We start from the raw sequence: 20695 nt of genomic DNA, 5'->3' as shown, positions 1-20695 counted from the left end.
CGGCCGTACGCGCCTGCGTACGGCCGCCTCAGCGGTGGTCAGCGGGTGGTCGGCGGGGCCGGAGCCCCGCCGGGGGGTCAGCCCAGGGCCTTGCCCGGCAGCTCGACCTTGCCGCCCAGCTCGACCAGCTTGTCGAGGAAGTTCTCGTAACCCCGGTTGATCAGGTCGATGCCGTGCACCCGGGAGGTGCCCTGCGCGGCCAGCGCCGCGATCAGGTACGAGAAGCCGCCGCGCAGGTCGGGGATGACCAGGTCGGCGCCCTGGAGGCGGGTCGGGCCCGAGACGACCGCCGAGTGGAGGAAGTTCCGCTGGCCGAAGCGGCAGTCCGAGCCGCCCAGGCACTCGCGGTAGAGCTGGATGTGGGCGCCCATCTGGTTGAGCGCGGAGGTGAAGCCGAGCCGCGACTCGTAGACCGTCTCGTGGATGATCGACAGGCCGGTCGCCTGGGTCAGCGCCACCACCAGCGGCTGCTGCCAGTCGGTCTGGAAGCCGGGGTGCACGTCCGTCTCCAGCGCGATGGCGTTGAGCTGGCCGCCCGGGTGCCAGAAGCGGATGCCCTCGTCGTCGATCTCGAAGGCGCCGCCGACCTTGCGGTAGGTGTTGAGGAAGGTCATCATCGAGCGCTGCTGGGCACCGCGCACGTAGATGTTGCCCTCGGTGGCCAGCGCGGCCGACGCCCAGGAGGCCGCCTCCAGGCGGTCCGGGAGCGCCCGGTGGCGGTAGCCGCCGAGCTTGTCGACACCGGTCACGCGGATGGTCCGGTCGGTGTCCATCGCGATGATGGCACCCATCTTCTGGAGGACGCAGATCAGGTCCTCGATCTCCGGCTCCACCGCGGCGTTGGACAGCTCGGTGACGCCCTCCGCGAGCACCGCCGTCAGCAGCACCTGCTCGGTCGCGCCGACCGACGGGTACGGCAGCTCGATCTTGGTGCCGCGCAGCCGCTGCGGGGCCTCCAGGTACTGGCCGTCGGCGCGCTTCTCGATCTTCGCGCCGAACTGCCGCAGCACCTCGAAGTGGAAGTCGATCGGCCGGCCGCCGATGTCGCAGCCGCCGAGCCCCGGGATGAAGGCGTGGCCCAGCCGGTGCAGCAGCGGGCCGCAGAAGAGGATGGGGATGCGCGAGGAGCCGGCGTGCGCGTCGATGTCCGCGACGTTGGCGCTCTCCACGTGCGACGGGTCCATGACCAGCTCGCCCGGCTCGTCACCGGGGCGCACGGTCACGCCGTGCAGCTGGAGCAGACCGCGGACCACCCGGACGTCGCGGATGTCGGGGACGTTGCCCAGCCGGCTCGGGGCGCTGCCGAGCAGTGCGGCGACCATGGCCTTGGGCACGAGGTTCTTCGCGCCACGGACCCGGATCTCGCCCTCCAGCGGGGTTCCGCCGTGGACCAGCAGTACATCGTCGTTGACGGTCATGAATCTCGCGTTCCGATGAAAGGGGCAGGGCTGTGCCCGGCACGCGGCGCTCGCCCGCCGAGGACCGGCCCCGGACGCGCGTGATCCGCCCCGGGCGCCGCTCCTCGGCGGGCGGACACCGCCTGCCACGGCACCACGCAAGGGTAATGGCCCGCCACCCCCCTTGAGTAAGGCCGAGGGGTGCCCTGAAGCGTCATGAATTCGCCACAACACGTACGGTTCGGAACCGGTGGCGGACGGTCACCGGCCCGCGTGCGCGCCCACCGCGCCTCCGTGCGCCCTGAGCTGCGCACCCACGGACGGCGCGGAGCGCTCCCCTCGCGCACCGCCCATGCGGGATCATGGGGAACATGACCGAGGTGTCCTCGCTCACAGGGCGACTGCTCGTGGCCACCCCCGCACTCGCCGACCCGCATTTCGACCGGGCGGTGGTCCTCCTCCTCGACCACGACGCCGAGGGGTCCCTCGGCGTGGTCCTCAACCGGCCCACCCCGGTCGGGGTCGGCGACATCCTGGAGGGATGGGGCGAGCTGGCGGGCGACCCCGGCGTCGTCTTCCAGGGCGGGCCCGTCTCCCTCGACTCCGCCCTCGGCGTCGCCGTCATCCCCGGCGGGCCCGGCTGCGCGGACCCGCCGCTCGGCTGGCGCCCGGTGCACGGCGCGATCGGCCTCGTCGACCTGGAGGCCCCGCCCGAACTCCTCGCCGCCGCCCTCGGCTCCCTGCGGATCTTCGCCGGGTACGCCGGCTGGGGCCCCGGCCAGCTGGAGGAGGAGCTGGTCCAAGGCGCCTGGTACGTCGTGGAGTCCGAGCCCGGCGACATCTCCGCCCCCCGCCCCGAGGGCCTGTGGCGGGCGGTCCTGCGCCGCCAGCGCAGCGAGCTGGCGATGATCGCGACCTACCCCGACGACCCCTCGCTGAACTGACCCGCCCCCACGCGGCGGGCGTCAGCCCGGGGACGCGCTGAGGCTGGGTACCCTTGGACTCCATGAGCACTCTTGAGCCCGAGCGCGGGGCAGGTACGGGGACCCTCGTAGAGCCGACGCCGCAGACCTCCAGCGGCGACGGCGACCACGAGCGCTACGCCCATTACGTCCAGAAGGACAAGATCATGGCCAGTGCCCTCGACGGCACTCCCGTGGTCGCCCTCTGCGGCAAGGTCTGGGTCCCCGGGCGGGACCCCAAGAAGTACCCGGTGTGTCCGATGTGCAAGGAGATCTACGAGTCCATGGGCCCGGGCGGCGACAAGGGCAAGGGCGACGGGGGCAAGGACAAGAAGTAGGGCCGCCTTTTACCTGGGCCCCCTCTGCTCGTCCTCGACCCCTTTCCCGTATTCCTGCTCTGCCCGCGCGGACTCGGCCCCCGGGGCGCCCCTGACGGGGGTGCTGCCGGGGGCTTTTTGCTGGGCCGGCGGTGGGGTGGCCTCAAACGCCGGCCGGGCTCGGTGGCCTCAAGCGCCGGCCGGGCTGGATTTGGCCTCAAGCGCCGGCCGGGCTGGGGTCGCGGTGGGGCGGCTGTGGGGCTGCGCGCCGGGCTGCTGTGCCTGCGGCCACCGATGGCCTCAAACGCCGGCCGGGCTCGGTGGCCTCAAGCGCCGGCCGGGCTGGAGTTGGGCTTGGGCGGGGTGCCAGGCTGTCGGCCTCAAGCCCGGCCGGCGATGCAGGCCATCGGTGAGCCGCGCTCTACGACCGAGTCCGGCTGGCGATTCCTTCAAGCCCGGCCGGCGTCTGAGGCCATCTGTGACGCGCGCCCTGCGGCGGCGGACCCAGCCGCATCGTTCCTGACCGGGCCTCACCCTTCCGGCCCGGCCCGCGTTTGAGGCCGTCTTTGACCTGCGCGTGGGAATCGGAGCCCAGCTGGATCATTCCCGGCCCGGCCGGCGTTTGAGGCCGTCTTTGAGCCGGGCGGGCTTGAGTGCCGGAGACCAGCCAGAACACTCCCGGCCCGGCCGGCGCTTGAGGCCACCCCCGCCCCCGCCGCCCGGGTGGCGCCCGCAGCCCCCCCGCCCGGCCGGGAGGCCAAGTCCGCCTGTACCGCTGCCGGAAGCCGCACAAGCCCCCATGCCCGTCCGGGCCGGCCCGGGGGCGCTCCCCGAACGAACGCCCGCCCGGCGCACCCCGGTTGAGAGCGGGAGCTCAACTCCCCCCCACCCCCCTTGCCCCCTACTGACGAGTCCCCCCTTGTCGGGCGGCGACAGCCGCCCTACGCTCCTGCTGTTGTGCAGCGCGAAACAAGCGTTGCGGAGAATGCAACGTGCCTACATGAGGGACCCCGGATGAAGCTCCTGCCCCGCCTGGCCGCACCCGTAGCGGCCCTCGTCCTCGCCGGACTCGCCGCCACCGCCTGTGCCCCGCAGACCTCCGACACCTCCTCCGGCAAGGACGAGAAGACCGGGGACCTCAGGGTCTGGCTTTTCCAGGAGGTCAACAACGGGCCCAAGGCCAAGGTGGTCGACCGGGCCGTGGCCGCCTACGAGAAGGCCCACCAGGGCAGCAAGGTCGACGTCCAGTACATCCCCGTCGACTCCCGGGCCGAGAAGATCAAGGCCGCCTTCAACGACCCGAGCAGCGCCCCGGACGTCATCGAGTACGGCAACACCGACACCGCGGGGTACGTCCGCGACGGCGGACTCGCCGACATCAGCGAGGAGTTCGCGGCCTGGGACGAGGCCGCCGACACTGACGAGGCGGCCCGCGCCTCGGTCACCGTGGACGGCAAGACGTACGGCGCCCCCTACTTCGTCGGCGTCCGCGCCCTGTACTACCGCACCGACCTCTTCGAGAAGCACTCCGTCGCGGTGCCCGAGACCCTGGACGAGGTGGCGGCCGCGGCGAAGAAGATCCGCAAGGCCGAGCCGGGGCTGTACGGCATCGCGGTCGGCGGCGCGTACACCTACGGCGCCATGCCCTTCCTCTGGGCGCACGGCGGCGGACTCGCCGAGGAGAAGGACGGTGCGTACACCTCGACGCTGGCCGACAAGAAGTCGCAGGCCGGGATCGCGGCGTACACCGACCTCTTCGGCCCGGACAACTGCCCGGCCGCCAAGTGCGCGCAGATGGGCGGCAACGACACCGTGACGGCGTTCGCGGCCGGGAAGGCCGGCATGGCGATCGGCGGCGACTTCAGCCACCAGGCGATGGAGGACGGCAAGGTCAAGGGGAAGTACGCGGTCGTGCCGCTGCCCGGCACCGAGAAGGGCGAGATCGCCCCGGCCTTCGCGGGCGGCAACAACCTGGGCGTCCTCAAGTCGACCGAGCGCCGTTCCCTCGCCGTCGACCTGGTCAAGGAGCTGGCCGGGAAGAAGGCGCAGAGCGAGCTGTTCGACGCCATGGGCTTCCTGCCGACCTTCACCGACACCCGCGCCGAGGCCGCCGCCGAGGAGCCCTTCGTCAAGCCGTTCGTCGAGACCCTCGACGCGGGCGCGCAGTTCGTGCCCGCCTCCCCGGCCTGGGCGCGGATCGACTCCTCGCTGGTGCTGCCGACGATGTTCCAGGAGATCGTCAGCGGCCGGAAGGACGTGGCCGCCGCCTCGCGCGACGCGGCCAAGAAGATGGACGACGCCTTCGCGAGCGCGGGCTGACGCCCCCGCGTACCGGAAGAACGGCACCACCGTGACCCAGACCCTGACCGCCCCGGCCACCCCGCCCGTCCGCAAGGGCGGCGGGGGCGCCCGGCCCCCGAGATCCGGCTCCCGCCGCCCCGGCTGGACGCCCTGGCTCTACCTCGCCCCCGCCCTGGTCGTCCTCGCCGGACTGCTGGTCTACCCCGTCTACCAGCTCGGCCTGATATCCGTCCTGGAGTACACCCAGGCCCAGGTCAGCGGCGGCGAGCCGACCTCGTTCCAGGGGCTCGGCAACTACCAGAAGCTCTTCGCCGACCCGCAGTTCTGGCAGGTCCTGACCGCCACCGTGGTCTTCGCCGGGCTCTGCGTCCTCTCCACGCTCTTCGTCGGCTGCGCCTTCGCCGTCCTGCTGACCCGCATCCGCGCCCTGCCGCGCCTGGCCCTGCTCATCGCCTCGCTCGGCGCCTGGGCCACCCCGGCCATCACCGGCTCCACGGTGTGGATGTTCCTCTTCGACGCCGACTTCGGCCCGGTCAACCGGCTGCTCGGCCTCGGCGACTTCTCCTGGACGTACGGCCGCTACAGCGCCTTCGCCCTGGTCCTGCTCGAAGTGGTCTGGTGCTCCTTCCCGTTCGTGATGGTCACCGTCTACGCGGGCATCCGCGCCGTCCCCACCGAGGTGCTGGAGGCCGCCTCGCTGGACGGCGCCTCGCAGTGGCGCATCTGGCGCTCGGTCCTGGCACCGATGCTCCGCCCGATCCTCCTGGTCGTCACCATCCAGTCGGTGATCTGGGACTTCAAGATCTTCACCCAGATCTACGTCATGACGGACGGCGGCGGCATCGCCGGCCAGAACCTCGTCCTCAACGTCTACGCCTACCAGCAGGCCTTCGCCTCCTCGGAGTACAGCCTCGGCGCCGCCATCGGCGTCGTCATGCTCCTCCTCCTGCTCGCCGTCACCCTCGTGTACCTCCGGCTGATGCGACGCCAGGGAGAAGAACTGTGAGACTCGTCCACCGCCCCTGGCGCCTGGCCGCCGAGGCGTTCGCGTTGCTGGCCGCCGCCGTCGTGGCGTTTCCGCTGTACTGGATGGTGCTGTCGGCGTTCAAGCCGGCCGGGGAGATCCAGTCGGACACTCCGCGGCCCTGGACGCTGGCGCCCTCGCTCGACTCGTTCCGGCGGGTGTTCCAGCAGGAGGAATTCGGGCGCTACTTCCTCAACAGCCTCTTCGTGGCGGGGAGTGTGGTGGTGCTGTCGGCGCTGATCGCGTTCCTCGCGGCGACGGCGGTGACGCGGTTCAAGTTCCGGTTCCGGACCACGCTGCTCATCATGTTCCTGGTGGCGCAGATGGTGCCGGTCGAAGCGCTCACCATTCCGCTCTTCTTCCAGATGCGGGACTTCGGGCTGCTGAACACGCTCGGCGCGCTGATCCTGCCGCATCTGGCGTTTTCGCTGCCCTTCGCCATCTGGATGCTGCGCGGATTCGTGAAGGCCGTTCCCGAGGCGCTGGAGGAGGCCGCGCTGATCGACGGCGCGAGCCGTACCCGCTTTCTCTGGCAGATCCTTTTCCCGCTGGTCTTCCCCGGCCTGGTGGCGACCAGTGTGTTCTCCTTCATCAGCACCTGGAACGACTTCCTCTTCGCCAAGTCCTTCATCATCAGCGACACCTCCCAGTCGACTCTCCCGATGGCGCTGCTGCTCTTCTTCAAGCCCGAGGAGAACGACTGGGGCGGCATCATGGCCGCGTCCACCGTCATGACCGTTCCCGTCCTCGTCTTCTTCGTACTCGTTCAGCGCCGCCTGGTCTCCGGGCTCGGCGGCGCGGTCAAGGACTGACGTGCACCACCTCATCCCCGCCCCCCGTCACCACCGCCCCGAGAGCGGCCCCGAGACCCGGCTCACCCTCGGCCCTGACACCGCCCTGCGCACCGGCGCGGGCACCGGCACCGCCGCGCGCTGGCTGCGTACCACCGTGGGCGCCGCCACCGGGCTCGCCCTGCCCGAGGCCGCCGACGGGCACCCCGGACCCGTCGTCGACCTGCGCGTCCCGGGGGAGGCGGGCGGGCTGGGCGCCGAGGCGTACCGGCTCACCGTGTCCGCCGGGGGGGTGCTGATCGAGGGCGGTGACGCGGCCGGAGTCTTCTGGGGCGCGCAGACCCTGCGTCAGCTGCTGGGGCCCGACGCGTTCCGGCGGGCGCCGCTCAACCCGGGGCGCGCCTGGCAGCTCGGCCACGTGAGGATCGAGGACGCGCCGCGGTTCGCCTGGCGCGGCATGATGCTCGACGTGGCCCGGCACTTCATGCCGAAGGACGGGGTGCTGCGCCATCTCGACCTGCTCGCCGCGCACAAACTCAACGTCTTCCACTTCCATCTCACCGACGACCAGGGCTGGCGCATCGACATCCGCCGCCACCCCGAACTCGTCCGCACCGGCAGCTGGCGGCCGCGCAGCAAATGGGGGCACCGCGCGTCGGAGTTGTGGAACGACACCCCGCACGGTGGCTACTACACCCACGACGACATCCGCGAGATCGTCGCCTACGCCGCCGAACGCCACATCACCGTCGTCCCCGAGATCGAGATTCCGGGCCACTCGCAGGCCGCCATCGCCGCCTATCCGGAACTCGGCAACACCGATGTGACGGACACCGCGAGCCTCGGCGTCTGGGACACCTGGGGCATCAACCCGCACGCGCTGGCGCCGACCGAGGACACCCTGCGTTTCTACGAAGGGGTCTTCGAGGAAGTCCTGGAACTCTTCCCGTCCCGCTTCATCCACGTCGGCGGCGACGAATGCGAGAAGGACGAATGGAAGCGTTCACCGGCGGCGCAGGCGCGCATCGCCGAACTGGGTGTGGGTGACGAGGACGGCCTCCAGTCCTGGTTCATCCGGCACTTCGACCGGTGGCTCACCGCGCGCGGGCGCCGCCTCGTCGGCTGGGACGAGATCCTGGAGGGCGGCCTCGCCGAGGGGGCCACCGTCTCCTCCTGGCGCGGCTACGCCGGGGGCATCGCCGCCGCCCGCGCGGGCCACGACGTGATCATGTGCCCCGAGCAGCAGGTCTACCTGAACTACCGGGAGGACGGCGGGCCTGACGAGCCGGTGCCGATCGGCTACGTCCGCACGCTGGAGGACGTCTACCGCTTCGAGCCCGTCCCGCCGGAGCTGACCGGGGACGAGGCCGCGCACGTCATCGGCGTCCAGGCCAACGTCTGGACCGAGGTGCTGGAGAACCAGGACCGCGTCGACTACCAGCTCTACCCGCGCCTCGCCGCCCTCGCCGAGGTCGCCTGGTCGCCGCTGCCCGCCTCCGAGGAGCGCGACTTCGCCGGCTTCGACGCCCGGATGGAGACCCACTTCCGCCGCCTCGACGCCCTCGGCGTCGCCTACCGCCCGCCGTCCGGCCCGCGCCCCTGGCAGCGCCGCCCCGGCGTCCTGGGCCGCCCCTTCGAGGGCGCGCCGCAGCCGGGCTGAGCCGGACCGGAACGCCGTGCGGTGCCCCGGCCGGCACCGCACGGCGCGGCGAGCTCCCGGGAGTGGGCGCGGCTCCCGTGCGTCGCCCGCGCGCCCCCGGCGTACGCCCCCTCGATCGCGGAACCGGGGCGCCCCCGCGCAGCCCGCGCAAAAGGGCAAAACCCCTTGCGCCACGGCCAGAAGGGGCAAAACTCCCCTAGCGGACCCCCGCTCCGAGGGACCGGCAAGATGTGCCAGAGTTGCCACGTCCCGCCTGTGAGGACGTACCGTACGGCGCAACAGCCGGGACCAGGCGGGGTGACGGAAGGGGCAGCCGGTTTTGACCACGCACGCACCGCAGGCGGCAGCGTCGGTGACGCTGCCCGCCTCCCTGGACGAGGCCGTGGCCGCGCTCGCCGCCACGCCCGCCGCCGTCCCCGTCGCGGGCGGCACCGACCTCATGGCCTCGGTCAACGCCGGGCAACTGCGCCCCACCGCCCTCGTCGGCCTCGGCCGGGTCCGCGAGATCCGGGGCTGGCAGTACCTCGACGGGCACGCCCTGCTCGGCGCCGGACTGACCCACGCCCGTATGGGCCGCCCCGACTTCGCCGCGCTCATCCCGGCGCTGGCCGCCGCCGCCCGCGCCGCCGGCCCCCCGCAGATCCGCAACGCCGGGACGCTCGGCGGCAACATCGCCACCGCCGCCCCCTCCGGCGACACCCTGCCCGTCCTCGCCGCCCTGGAGGCCACCCTCGTCGTGGCCTCGCCCGGCGGCGGCCGCCGCGAGGTCTCCGTCTCCCATCTGCTGGCGGGCATGGACATGTTGCGCGGCGGTGAACTCATCGGCTGGGTCCGCGTCCCGCTGCTCCACGCCCCGCAGGTCTTCCTCAAGGCCACCGGCCGCACCGGCCCCGGCCGCGCCACCGCCTCCGTCGCCCTGGTGGTCGACCCGGCCCGGCGCGAGGTGCGGTGCGCCATCGGCGCCATCGCCCCGATGCCGCTGCGGCCCCTGGAGGCGGAACGCTGGGCCGCCTCCCTCATCGACTGGGACGGCGAACGGGGCCTGCCGCAGGAGGCCCTGACCGCCTTCGGGACGTACGTGGCCACGGCCTGTGTGCCGGACCCGGAGGTCCCGGCCGACGGCGGCGAGCCGCCGAAGCTGGCGCCCGCCGTACTGCACCTGCGGCGCACCGTCGCCGCGCTGGCCCGACGAGCACTGGGAAGAGCGCTGTCATGACCGACGACGAGCGGCGCGAGGGCACCGGAGCGGCCCGCGGCGCCTCCCTGAGCTGGGGTGCCATCCCCCACCAGGGCGGCGAGGAGTACGACGACGGGGCGACCGCCTTCGTCCAGCTCCCCGAGGGCATCGCCGACATCCCCCTCGCCGCCCCCGGCCAGGGGTACGTGCCCCCGATCACCGTCACCCCCGCCACCGGCCCCGCCGACCCGGCCGCCACCGGCGTCTGGTCCCTCCCCGGTGCCGTCGCGGGCGGCGCCCCCGCGCCCGACCCGTACGCGCAGACGGCCGGGCACGGGCCCGACCCGTACGGGACGCTGCCGCCGCAGGGCGTGCCCGAGGCCGCGCCCGGCCAGGTCGTCGCCGACGTCTACCCGGACGGCGCGCAGGTCCCCGGCGCCGACGGCTACCCGCAGCCCCCCGCCGACGCCTTCGCGGCCACCGACGCCTTCGGCGACACCCGGCCCCTGACCATCCCGCCGGGGCTCTCCCCGGACGGCCCCCGGCCCGACCTCGGCGCCGCCTTCGGAGGCGCCGAGCGCGCCGCGCAGCCGCACGACCAGCCCGGCATCCCCGGCCAGCAGCAGGGGCCCGGCTCCACCGTGCCCGGCCAGGACGCCACCGGGCACTGGGACTTCGGCGCCGCGCTCGGTGAGAGCGCCCCGCCCGCGACGGGCGGGACCGGCCAGTGGTCGGTGCCGCTCGCCCCGGAGGACGTGCCCGAGGAGTCCGGCGAGTACCCGCTCTCCGAGGCCGCGCCCCGGACCGGCGCCTGGGCCGCCGCCCCGACCCACCAGGCCCCCGCCACGCTCCCCGGCGGGGCGACCGCGCCCTGGGCCGGGGAGGCGGAGGCGACCGCTCCGGAACAGGCGTCGGAAGCGGTCCCCGAGGCGGCCCCCGAGGGGGCTCAGGACGCCCCGGAGGGCCTCGAAGCGGAAGGCCAGGCGGAATCCACCCCGGAGGCCGAGAGCGCCCCGGAGACGGACGCCGAGCCCACACGCGAGCCCGAGGCGGAAGCTGAAACGGAAGCTGAGACGGAGGGCGCGGGCGAGGAGTCCGACGGCTCCGCCGACGAGGCCGCCGAGGAGGCGCCCGAGGCCGGCGGGCTCCACGACGAGCGGCCGGTCGTCTCGTACACGCTGAACGTCAACGGCATCGACCGGCCCGTCACCGAGGCGTGGATCGGAGAGTCGCTGCTGCACGTGCTGCGGGAGCGGCTCGGGCTCGCCGGGGCCAAGGACGGCTGCTCGCAGGGTGAGTGCGGGGCCTGCGCGGTCCGCGTCGACGGGCGGGTCGTCGCCTCCTGCCTGGTGCCCGCCGCCACCACCGAGGGCAGCGACATCCACACCGTCGAGGGGCTCGGCGCCGCCGAGGACGGCGGCCCCGGCGAACCCTCCGACGTGCAGCGCGCGCTGGCCCGCCACTGCGCCGTGCAGTGCGGGTTCTGCATCCCCGGCATGGCGATGACCATCCACGACCTGCTGGAGGGCAACCCCCGCCCCACCGACCTGGAGACCCGCCAGGCCCTCTCCGGCAACCTCTGCCGCTGCTCCGGCTACCGCGCCATCCTGGAGTCGGTCCGCGACGTCGTCGGGGAACGCGAGGCGTCCGCCGAGGCCGCCGCCGAGGAGGAGAACGCCGAGGCCGAGGAGCCGGCGGGCGAGGAGCAGGCCGAGGTGGTCATCCCGCACCAGGCCGGACCCGCCGACGGCGAGGCCCCCGGCCACCCGTACGGCACCCTGCCCGACGGCTACGACGGCCTGCCGCAGCCCCCGCCCTCGTACGACACCGGCGGCTACCCGCCCCACCACGGCCAGGACGGCTACGGGTACGACGAGCAGGGCCCGCACGAGCAGCACGGAGGCCAGGCGTGAGCCACGACACCGCCACCGGTATCCCCGCCCAGGCCGACGCCGAACCGGCCCCGCACGGGCTCGGGGTCTCGCTGCCGCTCGCCGAGGCCCGCGCCAAGACCGAGGGCACCTTCCCGTACGCCGCCGACCTGTGGGCCGAGGGGCTGCTCTGGGCCGCCGTGCTGCGCTCGCCGCACGCGCACGCGCGGGTGGTCTCGATCGACACCCGGCAGGCCGCCCGGATGCCCGGCGTCCACGCGATCGTCACCCACGAGGACGTGCCCGGCGTGGGGCTGCACGGCCGCTACGGTGCCGACCGGCCCGTCTTCGCCTCCGAGGTCGTCCGCCACCACGGCGAACCGCTGGCCGCCGTCGCCGCCGACCACCCGGACACCGCCCGGATGGCCGCCGCCGCGATCATGGTCGAGTACGAGGTGCTCCCGGCCCAGACCGACCCCGAGGAAGCCTTCACCGCCGAACCGCTCCACCCCGACGGCAACGTGGTCCGCCACATCCCGCTGCGCCACGGCGACCAGGAGGCCACCGGCGAGACGGTCGTCGAGGGTGTCTACCGCATCGGCCGCCAGGACCCGGCCCCGGTCGGCGCCGAGGCCGGCCTCGCCGTGCCCCGCCCGGACGGCGGCGTCGAGCTGTACGCCGCCTCCACCGACCCGCACGCCGACCGCGACCGGGCCGCCGCCGTCTACGGGCTCGACCCCGAGCGGGTCAAGGTCGTCGTCACCGGCGTCCCCGGCGCCACCGCCGACCGCGAGGACCCCGGCTTCCTGCTGCCGCTCGGGCTGCTGGCGATGCGCACCGGCTGCCCGGTCAAACTGGCCGCCACCCGCGAGGAGTCGTTCCTCGGCCACGCCCACCGCCACCCCACCCTGCTCCGCTACCGCCACCACGCCGACGCCGAGGGCAGGCTGGTCCGCGTGGAGGCGCAGATCCTGATGGACTGCGGCGCGTACACCGACTCCTCCCGCGAGTCGCTGGCCGCCGCCGTCGCCTTCGCCTGCGGCCCGTACGTCGTCCCGCACGCCACCATCGACGGCTGGGCGGTGCGCACCAACAACCCGCCCGCCGGGCACGTGCGCGGCGAGGGCGCCCTCCAGGTCTGCGCGGCGTACGAGGCGCAGATGGACAAGCTCGCCAAGAAGCTCGGGCTGGAGCCGGCCGAGGTGCGGGCGCGCAACGTGCTGGCCACCGGAGACGTGCTGCCCACCGGCCAGACCGTGACCTGCCCCGCGCCGGTCGCCGAACTCCTCCAGGCCGTCCAGGACTTCCCGCTGCCCGCGCTCCCCAAGGACACCCCCGAGGAGGAGTGGCTGCTGCCCGGCGGCCCCGAGGGCGCCGGTGAGCCCGGGGCGGTGCGGCGCGGGGTCGGCTACGGGCTCGGCATGGTCCACATGCTCGGGGCCGAGGGCGCCGACGAGGTCTCCACCGCCACCGTCCGCGTCCAGGACGGCCGGGCCACCGTCATCTGCGCCGCCGTCGAGACCGGGCAGGGGTTCACCACGCTGGCCCGGCAGATCGTCCAGGAGACCCTGGGCATCGACGAGGTGGCCGTCGCCCCCGTCGACACCGACCAGCCGCCCGCCGGGCCCTCCTGCCACAGCCGCCACACCTGGGTCTCCGCCGGAGCCGTCGAGCGCGCCGCCAAGATGGTCCGTACGCAGCTGCTCCAGCCGCTGGCCCACCAGTTCGGCATGTCCACCGAACTCCTCCAGATCACCGACGGCAAGATCACCTCCTACGACGGGGTGCTCTCCACCACCGTCACCGAGGCGATGGACGGGAAGGAACTCTGGGCCACCGCCCAGTGCCGCCCGCACCCCACGGAGCCGCTGGACGGCGCCGGGCAGGGGGACGCCTTCGTCGGCCTGGTCTTCTGCGCCGTGCGGGCCGTGGTCGACGTGGACGTGGAGATCGGCTCGGTCCGGGTGGTCGAGCTGGCCGTCGCCCAGGACGTCGGCCGGGTCCTCAACCCCGCCCAGATCGCCGCCCGCATCGAGGCCGGGCTCACCCAGGGGCTCGGCGCCGCCCTCACCGAGAACCTGCGCGCGCCCCAGGGCGTCCTGCGCCACCCCGACCTCACCGGGTACGCCCTGCCGACCGCGCTGGACGCCCCCGACATCCGCATCGTCCGCCTGGTCGAGGAGCGGGACGTGGTCGCCCCCTTCGGCGCCAAGGCCGCCAGCGCCGTACCGGTGGTCACCGCCCCGGCCGCCGTCGCCTCCGCCGTCCGCGCCGCCTCCGGCCGCCCGGTCAACCGCCTGCCGATCCGCCCGCAGGCGGCGGTGGCCCAGAGCTGAGGGAGGTAGGGGGCCCGGCGTCCGGGCCCCCGCACGGCGACGGCCCCGCCCCCTTCTCCTGGGGCGGGGCCGTCGCCGGGTGGCGGCTGGGACCGAGACCGTGGCGGGATTCGAACCCGCGTTCCTCGCTTTGCAGACGAGTCCCTGAGCCTCTCGGGCACACGGTCCTGACCGGGGAGATCTGGGGGACCTCCCCGGCGCACTGACGACGTTAGGCCCGCGCGGGAGGCGGCCTCAAGCGATCGGACGGGCACGCAACGCGACTGCCACACTGCCGACACAACCGCGCCCCGGCCCGGCCGCGCCCGTACGGCTGTGACCCCTGTCGCATCGCCCGGCACTCCCGGTTCGGCGGACGGGACGGGGGTCGCGCACGGGTAGGGTGGCCCGGTTGTCGTACGTGGGCCGGGGCGCGACCCGGTCCGAGCCGAGAGCACCGAATCGGAGACCGTGACTACTTCCGCCTCCCATCACCTCTCACCCGCCTTCCCCGGACGGGCCCCCTGGGGTACCGCCGGAAAGCTGCGGGCCTGGCAGCAGGCCGCGATGGACAAGTACGTCCAGGAGCAGCCCCGCGACTTCCTCGCGGTCGCCACGCCGGGCGCCGGGAAGACCACCTTCGCGCTCACCCTGGCCTCCTGGATGCTGCACCACCACGTCGTGCAGCAGGTCACGGTGGTCGCGCCGACCGAGCACCTGAAGAAGCAGTGGGCCGAGGCCGCCGCCCGGATAGGCATCAAGCTGGACCCGGAGTACAGCGCCGGGCCGCTCAGCAAGGAGTACCAGGGCGTCGCCGTCACCTACGCCGGTGTGGGCGTCCGGCCGATGCTCCACCGCAACCGGGTCGAGCAGCGCAAGACCCTCGTCATCCTCGACGAGATCCACCACGCCGGTGACTCGAAGTCCTGGGGCGAGGCGTGCCTGGAGGCGTTCGAGCCGGCCACCCGCCGGCTCGCCCTCACCGGCACCCCGTTCCGCTCCGACACCAACCCGATCCCCTTCGTCACGTACGAGGAGGGCAACGACGGCATCCGCCGCTCCGCCGCCGACTACACGTACGGCTACGGCAGCGCGCTCGGCGACGGCGTCGTCCGCCCCGTGATCTTCCTCAGCTACAGCGGGCAGATGCGGTGGCGCACCAAGGCGGGCGACGAGATCGCCGCCCGGCTCGGCGAGCCGATGACCAAGGACGCCGTCTCGCAGGCCTGGCGCACCGCGCTCGACCCGCGCGGCGACTGGATGCCCAACGTGCTGCGCGCCGCCGACCAGCGGCTCACCGAGGTCCGCAAGGCCATCCCCGACGCGGGGGCGCTGGTCATCGCCACCGACCAGGACCAGGCCCGCGCCTACGCCAAGCTGATCCGCGAGATCACCGGCAACAAGGCGACCCTCGTCCTCTCCGACGACTCCGGTGCCTCACAGCGCATCGACGACTTCAGCAAGAGCGACGACCGGTGGATGGTGGCCGTCCGGATGGTCTCCGAGGGCGTCGACGTGCCGCGCCTGGCCGTCGGCGTCTACGCCACCACCATCTCCACCCCGCTCTTCTTCGCGCAGGCCGTCGGGCGCTTCGTGCGCTCCCGGCGGCGCGGCGAGACGGCCTCGGTCTTCCTGCCGACCGTCCCGATGCTGCTCGGCTTCGCCAACGAGATGGAGGTCGAGCGCGACCACGTCCTCGACAAGCCGAAGAAGGACGGCGAGGAGGACCCGTACGCCGAGTCCGAGAAGGAGATGGACGAGGCCAACAAGGAGCAGGACGAGGACACCGGGGAGCAGGAGCAGTTCTCCTTCGAGGCCCTGGAGTCCGAGGCCGTCTTCGACCGGGTCCTCTTCGACGGCGCCGAGTTCGGCATGCAGGCCCACCCCGGGTCCGAGGAGGAGCAGGACTACCTCGGCATCCCCGGGCTGCTCGAACCCGACCAGGTGCAGCTGCTCCTCCAGAAGCGGCAGGCCCGGCAGATCGCGCACAGCCGCAAGAAGCCCGACAGCGAGGCCGACCTGCTCGAACTGCCCGCCGAGCGGCGGCCCGTCGTCTCCCACAAGGAGCTGCTGGAACTGCGTAAGCAGCTCAACACGCTGGTGGGGGCGTACGTCCACCAGACCGGGAAGCCGCACGGGGTCATCCACAACGAGCTGCGGCGGGCTTGTGGGGGGCCGCCCAGTGCGGAGGCCACTGCTGGGCAGATCCGGCAGCGGATCGACAAGGTGCGCGAATGGGCCACTCGGGGTTGAGCCTCTGCTGGGCTCGGGGTGCTGGGCTCGGCCTTTCGGCTCGGCCCTTCGGGCCTTGCGGAGGGGTGGCCTCAAGCGCCGGCCGGGCTGATTGTGGGCCGCCGGTCCAAACCCTGGGCAGTGCAGGGGTGTTGGTGAATGCTGACAGCTGTGCATACCAACGAGAGGGATGAGGCTGCCGGGGTGCTGAGTGGTGCCGCCCCGGTCGATGCCGAGGTCGGGGTGCTGCTGGGAGTGCTGGACGGGCAGCGGCGGCATGTGCGGGGAATTCTGGACGGGCTCGACGTGGAGGCGTTGCGGCGGCCCGTGTTGCCGTCGGGGTGGAGTTGTCTCGGGCTGGTGCGGCATCTGGCGCTGGATGTGGAGCGGTTCTGGTTCCAGGCGGTGTTCGCGGGGGACGCGGAGGTCATCGCTTCGCTGGCGGGGATGGGGGACGCCTGGCAGGTGGGGGAGGGGGCGGACGCGGGGGCGGTGCTGGAGCGGTACCGGGTGGAGGCGCGGATCGCCGACCGGCTGGCCGCGGGGGGTGTCGCGGACGCGCCGTTGGCCTGGTGGCCGGGGCACTTCGAGGGAGAGCAGCATCTGGATGCGGCCCGGGAGCTGATCGACGGCCGGCGGTGGCTGGTGCTGACCTAAAGGGTGGGTGGCTGGGCGGCTGCCCCGGGGGCCGGACTGCTCAGACCTCCCAGGAGTCGGCCGGGTCGTCCAGCCAGGCCGACTGCCCCACTGCGGTCACGGTCAGGCCGAAGCGCTCATGGCCCGGCCTGCCCCGCTCCTCCCACCAGGTCAGCGCCGCCTCGGCCTCGTCCCACAGCCGGCGCGGGCCGGACTGCCAGACGCGGGCCGCGGCGCCGTCCCGGAACATCACGCAGGCCCACGAACGGTCGGTGAGCCCGTAGAACCACACCGGCCGGGCACCGCCGCGTTTCCCGGCGACGACGTTCAGGCACGCGCCCACCCGCAGTCCCAGCGCGAACCGCCCGGCGCCGAACCGGTCCCCGGCGAACGCCGCCTCCCCCACCGTGGTCGTGGTCTCCTGGCCGGCGGCCACCGTGTCCGGGACGTACGCGCGATGGACGACGGGCGGCAGCCGTTGGGAGCGGAGCTTCATGAACTCCACCGGCCCGGCGAAAGCCCCGGACGCGCTCCGCCCGTCCTCGGCGACGACAAGCCGGGCGATGGCATCCGCGTTGCTGTAGTGCGTCCCCCAGGGGGCCACGATGACGCCGCCCGGCCGGGACTGGCGCACCCAGGCGAACGGCAGCGACCGCAGGCCGCACGTCGCGATGATCCTGTCGTACGGCGCGCCCTCGGGGAAGCCCTGGAACCCGTCGCCGTGCACCACCCGCACCGGCGCCCCGAAGACGCCCAAGGCGCGTTCCGCCCGTTCGGCCACGGCTCCGTCCACCTCCACGGTGACGACGTTCCCGGCACCGGCCCGGTGCGCGAGCAGGGCGGCGTTCCATCCCGTCCCCGTGCCGATCTCCAGGACACGGTGGTCCCCGCGCACGTCCAGCGCGCGCAGCATCCGGAAGACCACGCTCGGCATGGACGCCGACGAGGTCGAGACCTCCCCCGGCTCCGTGCCCGCGTGCCGCCCGTCGTCCCACTGCGTGACGATCGGTACGTCGGCGTCGGCGTACGCGAGCCAGGACTCCGGGTCACCGGACCGTGAGACGGGCACGCTTCGGCCCGCCTCCATGGCGAACGGCCACATCAGCTCGGGCAGGAACGCCGAGCGCGGCACCTCGGTGAAGGCGGGCAGCCAGTCGGGCGCGAGGGCCCCGCCGGTCATGAGGGCGCGCCCCAGCCCGGTGTGGCTGGGGCGTCCCTGGTGTGCGTGGCCGGCCACGGTCACGCGGCCTTCTTGGGCGGGTTCGGCACGCCCGGGCCGCCGTCCGGGCTCGGCGGCTGGTGCGGTCCGGGGTAGGGCTCGCCGGGCAGGCCGTCGCCGCCGCCACTCGCATACAGGTCGGTCTTCATGCTTCTCCTTGTGTGTGGTGTGTGTACGAGCCTCGCCGGGCCGGCGTCCGTCACAGCGACGACCGGGCGAAGTGTCAGGGGCGCGCCGTCGTGAAGAGGGGGCGCGCGGTGAGCCGGTACCAGGCCGGGCCCTCACGGGCGGTGAAGCAGTACGGGTACCCGGTCGCGAGGCGGTCGGCGGCTTCCTCGGCGTAGGCCAGGTCGGCCGCCCAGAAGCGGAGTTGGGAGGGCGCGTGCTCCGTGCCGGGTGATGCGGGGAGCAGGGCGCGGGCGGGGAGACGGGTGGTGCGCGGATCGGGGTCGAGGGCGTCGGCGAGGCGGTGGGCCTGGCGGCGGAGCCAGCGGAGGGAGAGGCGGCGGGTCGGGGTGATGATTCCGCCGAGGAAGACGCTCCGGGCGCCACTGCCGCCGTGCGCGTCCGCCAGGTACTCGACGTGCTCGACGCCGGTCACGACTGCCCCCGCGCCCATCGGCGTAAGCGGTTCTCCTCGTTCATCCGGATGCGGAGTTCGCGCAGGAGGGCGGAGTCTTCGGCATCGTCCTTGTCCGGTTCGGGGCCGGGTCCGGGAGAGTGGCGCGGGCACGCGCAAGGCGGGTAGCGGAGCGGGTTGAACTCCGGCGGCTCCTGCGCGGGCACCGGGTCCTCGCCGGTCACTCCTGCTCCAGGGCGCCCGTGCACTCGGCGGACTGCCGGTGGCGCTTGAGGAGGACGCGGCAGTCGGTGGCCTTGCTGTAGTCCCGTTCCCCGTTGGCCACCGCTTCGGCGAGCGTGAACTCCTGGCAGGTGCGGCAGGGGGACGGCCGCTCGGGTTCCACAGGCATGGCTGCTCCTCTCTGTAGCCATTTCGCTACCGGGAGCGCACAGCTTGGCCTATCGTTCAGAGCGTCATCAACTGACGCAAAACGGCAGATGAGTTGGGTACGTAATGGTCAACCGTAGAGAGCTGGACCCCGAGCGGTCGCCGAGCGCGGCCTTCGGCGTGCTTCTCCGCAGGCTGCGCGACGAACGCGGCTGGACCCAGGATCAACTGGGCGAACACGTGGGCTGCTCGGGAGCTCACATCTCGGCGCTGGAAATTGGTCGACGCCCTCCAACCCAGCGGCTCGCGGCAAGGTGTGACCAGGCGTTGGGTGCGCGTGGGCGTCTGGTGAGCCAGAGTCAGGCGGCCCGGCACACGGCGCTCATCGAGGGCTTTCCGCAGTACATCGGGTACGAGGAGCGAGCCATGGAGGTGCGGCTGTACGAGGTCGGGGTCATACCCGGCCTGCTCCAGACGCAGGAGTACGCGTCGGCGCTGGAAGCGGACGCGGTGCGCAGGGAGGCCATCACTCCGGACCAGGCTGAGGAACGTGTCAGGCTGGTGGAGACGAGACAAGCTGCCCTCGACCGATCACCCGCACCTCTGCTGTTCGTCGTGCTGGACGAGGGGTGTGTTCTCCGGCCCATGGGAACTCCGGAGATCATGGATGCACAGTTCGCGAAACTGCTGGAGTTTGCCGAACGGCCGCATACCGTGCTGCAGATCGCTCCCTTCAGCATGGGCGCGCGGCGGCCTCTCAGCCTTCCGTTGACTGTGCTGACCATGCGCGATCGGTCGCTGATCTCCTACGCCGAGTCCTCGCAGCATGGCCGTCTTGAGCGCAACAGCGAAGCCGTGCTCCCCCTGTTGGCGGCCTATCATCAACTACAGGCCGAGGCCATGTCGCAAGCAGCTTCCGTGGCCATGATTGAGCAGCTACGAAAGGGCACATCGTGACGAGTGAATCCCCTCGTTGGTTCAAGTCTTCCTACAGCGGCAACGGCGGCCAGTGCGTCGAGGTGGCCACCAACCTCGTCGCCTCTGACGGCCTGGTTCCCGTCCGTGACTCCAAGGACTTGGCGGGGCCGGTTCTGGGCTTCCCCGCTGCCGCGTTCGCGTCCTTCGTGGGCGGGGTCAAGGCCGGTGCGTTTCGGGCCGTCTGATCGGTTCGGTGGAGGTCCCGCCGGCGCACCGGCAAGGTGCGTGGCGGGGCCCCTTCGTGCGCTCGCGGCGTACCGGTGCGATTATTCGCTCGCCGCAGAGCACCCCGTAGGTCACACTCCACCCGATGACTCAACGAACCGACACCCCCGCCGCCTGGGACGAACGTACCCAGCTCACCACCTTCCTCGACTACGCCCGGGCCACCGCGATCGCCAAGTGTGAGGGGGTGTCGGCCGAGGGCGCGGTGAGGGCACCGTTGCCGGGATCGCCGCTCATGACGCTCTGTGGGCTGATCAGCCATCTGCGGTGGGTCGAGTACTACTGGCTGGAGGAGGTGTTCCTCGACGGGGAGGAGGCCGGGCCGCTGGTTCATGCCACCGAGGAGGACCCGGACCCCGAGATGCGGACGGCGGTCGAGGTGCCGCTGCCTCAGTTGCTGGCCGAGTACGAGGAACAGAGTGCGCGGTTCCGGGAGCTGGTGGCCGGGCACAGCCTGGACGCGAAGGCGCGGCGGCCCATTCGGGACGGCCGGCACGTCGATCTGCGGTGGATTCTGCTCCACCTCATCGAGGAGACCTCCCGGCACAACGGGCACCTGGACGTGGTGCGGGAACTGGTCGACGGGCGGGTGGGCCCGTAGCCGCCGTTCTCGGGCCGGACCCTGGACGCTGCCCCTGTCG

Annotated in this window: 19 protein-coding genes and 1 tRNA gene; 14 read left to right on the top strand and 6 right to left on the bottom strand. The window is 73.0% G+C overall.

Annotation, left to right across the window (positions count from 1 at the left end; translation table 11 throughout):
* Nucleotides 1-77 precede the first annotated feature (77 nt).
* On the bottom strand, nt 78-1418 hold the full coding sequence (gene murA, locus OIM89_RS09680) for a UDP-N-acetylglucosamine 1-carboxyvinyltransferase (protein WP_018469724.1): 1341 nt from the start codon (nt 1416-1418) through the stop codon (nt 78-80).
* Between the two features lie 350 nt (nt 1419-1768).
* Between murA and OIM89_RS09675 the strand changes: the two genes are divergently transcribed.
* The 9 genes from OIM89_RS09675 (at nt 1769) to OIM89_RS09635 (ending at nt 13836) form a co-directional block, all read left to right on the top strand.
* A complete protein-coding gene (locus tag OIM89_RS09675; protein WP_015507189.1) occupies nt 1769-2341 on the top strand; it encodes a YqgE/AlgH family protein in 573 nt (190 codons plus the stop codon).
* A gap of 62 nt (nt 2342-2403) precedes the next feature.
* Complete coding sequence (locus OIM89_RS09670; protein WP_030696386.1) at nt 2404-2697, top strand: DUF3039 domain-containing protein; 294 nt, start codon at nt 2404-2406, stop codon at nt 2695-2697.
* A 993-nt stretch (nt 2698-3690) separates the two neighbouring features.
* Nucleotides 3691-4995 carry an extracellular solute-binding protein gene (locus OIM89_RS09665; protein ID WP_257381505.1) on the top strand — a complete coding sequence of 435 codons (1305 nt, stop codon included), beginning with the start codon at nt 3691-3693 and terminating at the stop codon, nt 4993-4995.
* Between the two features lie 31 nt (nt 4996-5026).
* Nucleotides 5027-5983: a carbohydrate ABC transporter permease gene (locus tag OIM89_RS09660; protein ID WP_047470167.1), complete on the top strand. Its 957-nt coding sequence runs from the start codon at nt 5027-5029 to the stop codon at nt 5981-5983.
* Entirely contained in the window at nt 5980-6813 is an 834-nt protein-coding gene (locus tag OIM89_RS09655; protein WP_030696389.1) for a carbohydrate ABC transporter permease, read from the top strand. The genes OIM89_RS09660 and OIM89_RS09655 overlap by 4 nt, the downstream gene beginning before the upstream one ends.
* A 1-nt stretch (nt 6814) precedes the next feature.
* Nucleotides 6815-8452 (top strand): beta-N-acetylhexosaminidase, encoded by a 1638-nt coding sequence (locus OIM89_RS09650; protein WP_047470171.1) that lies wholly within the window; start codon nt 6815-6817, stop codon nt 8450-8452.
* 319 nt (nt 8453-8771) lie between these two features.
* Nucleotides 8772-9668, top strand: a complete 897-nt coding sequence (locus OIM89_RS09645) for an FAD binding domain-containing protein (protein WP_030696391.1) — start codon at nt 8772-8774, stop codon at nt 9666-9668.
* The gene (locus OIM89_RS09640) at nt 9665-11542 is read left to right on the top strand and encodes a (2Fe-2S)-binding protein (protein ID WP_047470174.1); all 1878 of its coding nucleotides are present in this window, start codon (nt 9665-9667) and stop codon (nt 11540-11542) included. Before OIM89_RS09645 ends, OIM89_RS09640 begins: the two co-directional genes overlap by 4 nt.
* Complete coding sequence (locus OIM89_RS09635) at nt 11539-13836, top strand: xanthine dehydrogenase family protein molybdopterin-binding subunit (protein WP_030696393.1); 2298 nt, start codon at nt 11539-11541, stop codon at nt 13834-13836. Before OIM89_RS09640 ends, OIM89_RS09635 begins: the two co-directional genes overlap by 4 nt.
* A 95-nt stretch (nt 13837-13931) precedes the next feature.
* On the opposite strand, the gene OIM89_RS09630 is transcribed toward OIM89_RS09635, so the two are convergent.
* Nucleotides 13932-14003: transfer RNA gene (locus OIM89_RS09630), tRNA-Cys, on the bottom strand.
* Between the two features lie 379 nt (nt 14004-14382).
* On the opposite strand from OIM89_RS09630, the gene OIM89_RS09625 reads away from it, so the two are divergent.
* Together OIM89_RS09625 and OIM89_RS09620 are read left to right on the top strand one after the other, a co-directional pair.
* Nucleotides 14383-16068, top strand: coding sequence for a DEAD/DEAH box helicase (locus tag OIM89_RS09625; protein ID WP_010642755.1), 1686 nt, complete (start codon nt 14383-14385; stop codon nt 16066-16068).
* Nucleotides 16069-16218: 150 nt separating this feature from the next.
* Nucleotides 16219-16704 carry a DinB family protein gene (locus tag OIM89_RS09620; RefSeq protein WP_257203886.1) on the top strand — a complete coding sequence of 162 codons (486 nt, stop codon included), beginning with the start codon at nt 16219-16221 and terminating at the stop codon, nt 16702-16704.
* A gap of 40 nt (nt 16705-16744) precedes the next feature.
* Here OIM89_RS09620 and OIM89_RS09615 read toward each other — a convergent pair whose 3' ends face one another.
* The 4 genes from OIM89_RS09615 to OIM89_RS09600 all read right to left on the bottom strand — a co-directional run bounded on the left by OIM89_RS09615 (nt 16745) and on the right by OIM89_RS09600 (nt 18873).
* Nucleotides 16745-17863 (bottom strand): methyltransferase domain-containing protein, encoded by a 1119-nt coding sequence (locus OIM89_RS09615; RefSeq protein ID WP_052231106.1) that lies wholly within the window; start codon nt 17861-17863, stop codon nt 16745-16747.
* Nucleotides 17864-17922: 59 nt separating this feature from the next.
* Complete coding sequence (locus OIM89_RS09610) at nt 17923-18051, bottom strand: hypothetical protein (protein ID WP_008404592.1); 129 nt, start codon at nt 18049-18051, stop codon at nt 17923-17925.
* 74 nt (nt 18052-18125) lie between these two features.
* Entirely contained in the window at nt 18126-18521 is a 396-nt protein-coding gene (locus OIM89_RS09605; protein WP_217466037.1) for a hypothetical protein, read from the bottom strand.
* Nucleotides 18522-18702: 181 nt separating this feature from the next.
* The gene (locus OIM89_RS09600) at nt 18703-18873 is read right to left on the bottom strand and encodes a hypothetical protein (RefSeq protein WP_192831792.1); all 171 of its coding nucleotides are present in this window, start codon (nt 18871-18873) and stop codon (nt 18703-18705) included.
* Between the two features lie 104 nt (nt 18874-18977).
* On the opposite strand from OIM89_RS09600, the gene OIM89_RS09595 reads away from it, so the two are divergent.
* The 3 genes from OIM89_RS09595 to OIM89_RS09585 all read left to right on the top strand — a co-directional run bounded on the left by OIM89_RS09595 (nt 18978) and on the right by OIM89_RS09585 (nt 20655).
* Complete coding sequence (locus OIM89_RS09595; protein WP_047470183.1) at nt 18978-19808, top strand: helix-turn-helix domain-containing protein; 831 nt, start codon at nt 18978-18980, stop codon at nt 19806-19808.
* A complete protein-coding gene (locus tag OIM89_RS09590; RefSeq protein WP_030696399.1) occupies nt 19805-20014 on the top strand; it encodes a DUF397 domain-containing protein in 210 nt (69 codons plus the stop codon). The genes OIM89_RS09595 and OIM89_RS09590 overlap by 4 nt, the downstream gene beginning before the upstream one ends.
* A gap of 125 nt (nt 20015-20139) precedes the next feature.
* The gene (locus OIM89_RS09585; RefSeq protein ID WP_264491150.1) at nt 20140-20655 is read left to right on the top strand and encodes a DinB family protein; all 516 of its coding nucleotides are present in this window, start codon (nt 20140-20142) and stop codon (nt 20653-20655) included.
* Nucleotides 20656-20695: the final 40 nt, after the last annotated feature.

It is taken from the genome of Streptomyces sp. BI87 (genome assembly GCF_025957665.1).
GTDB lineage: Bacteria > Actinomycetota > Actinomycetes > Streptomycetales > Streptomycetaceae > Streptomyces > Streptomyces albidoflavus.
Note: the sequence above shows the minus strand (reverse complement) of the source record. Positions and strands in the feature narration are given on the sequence as shown.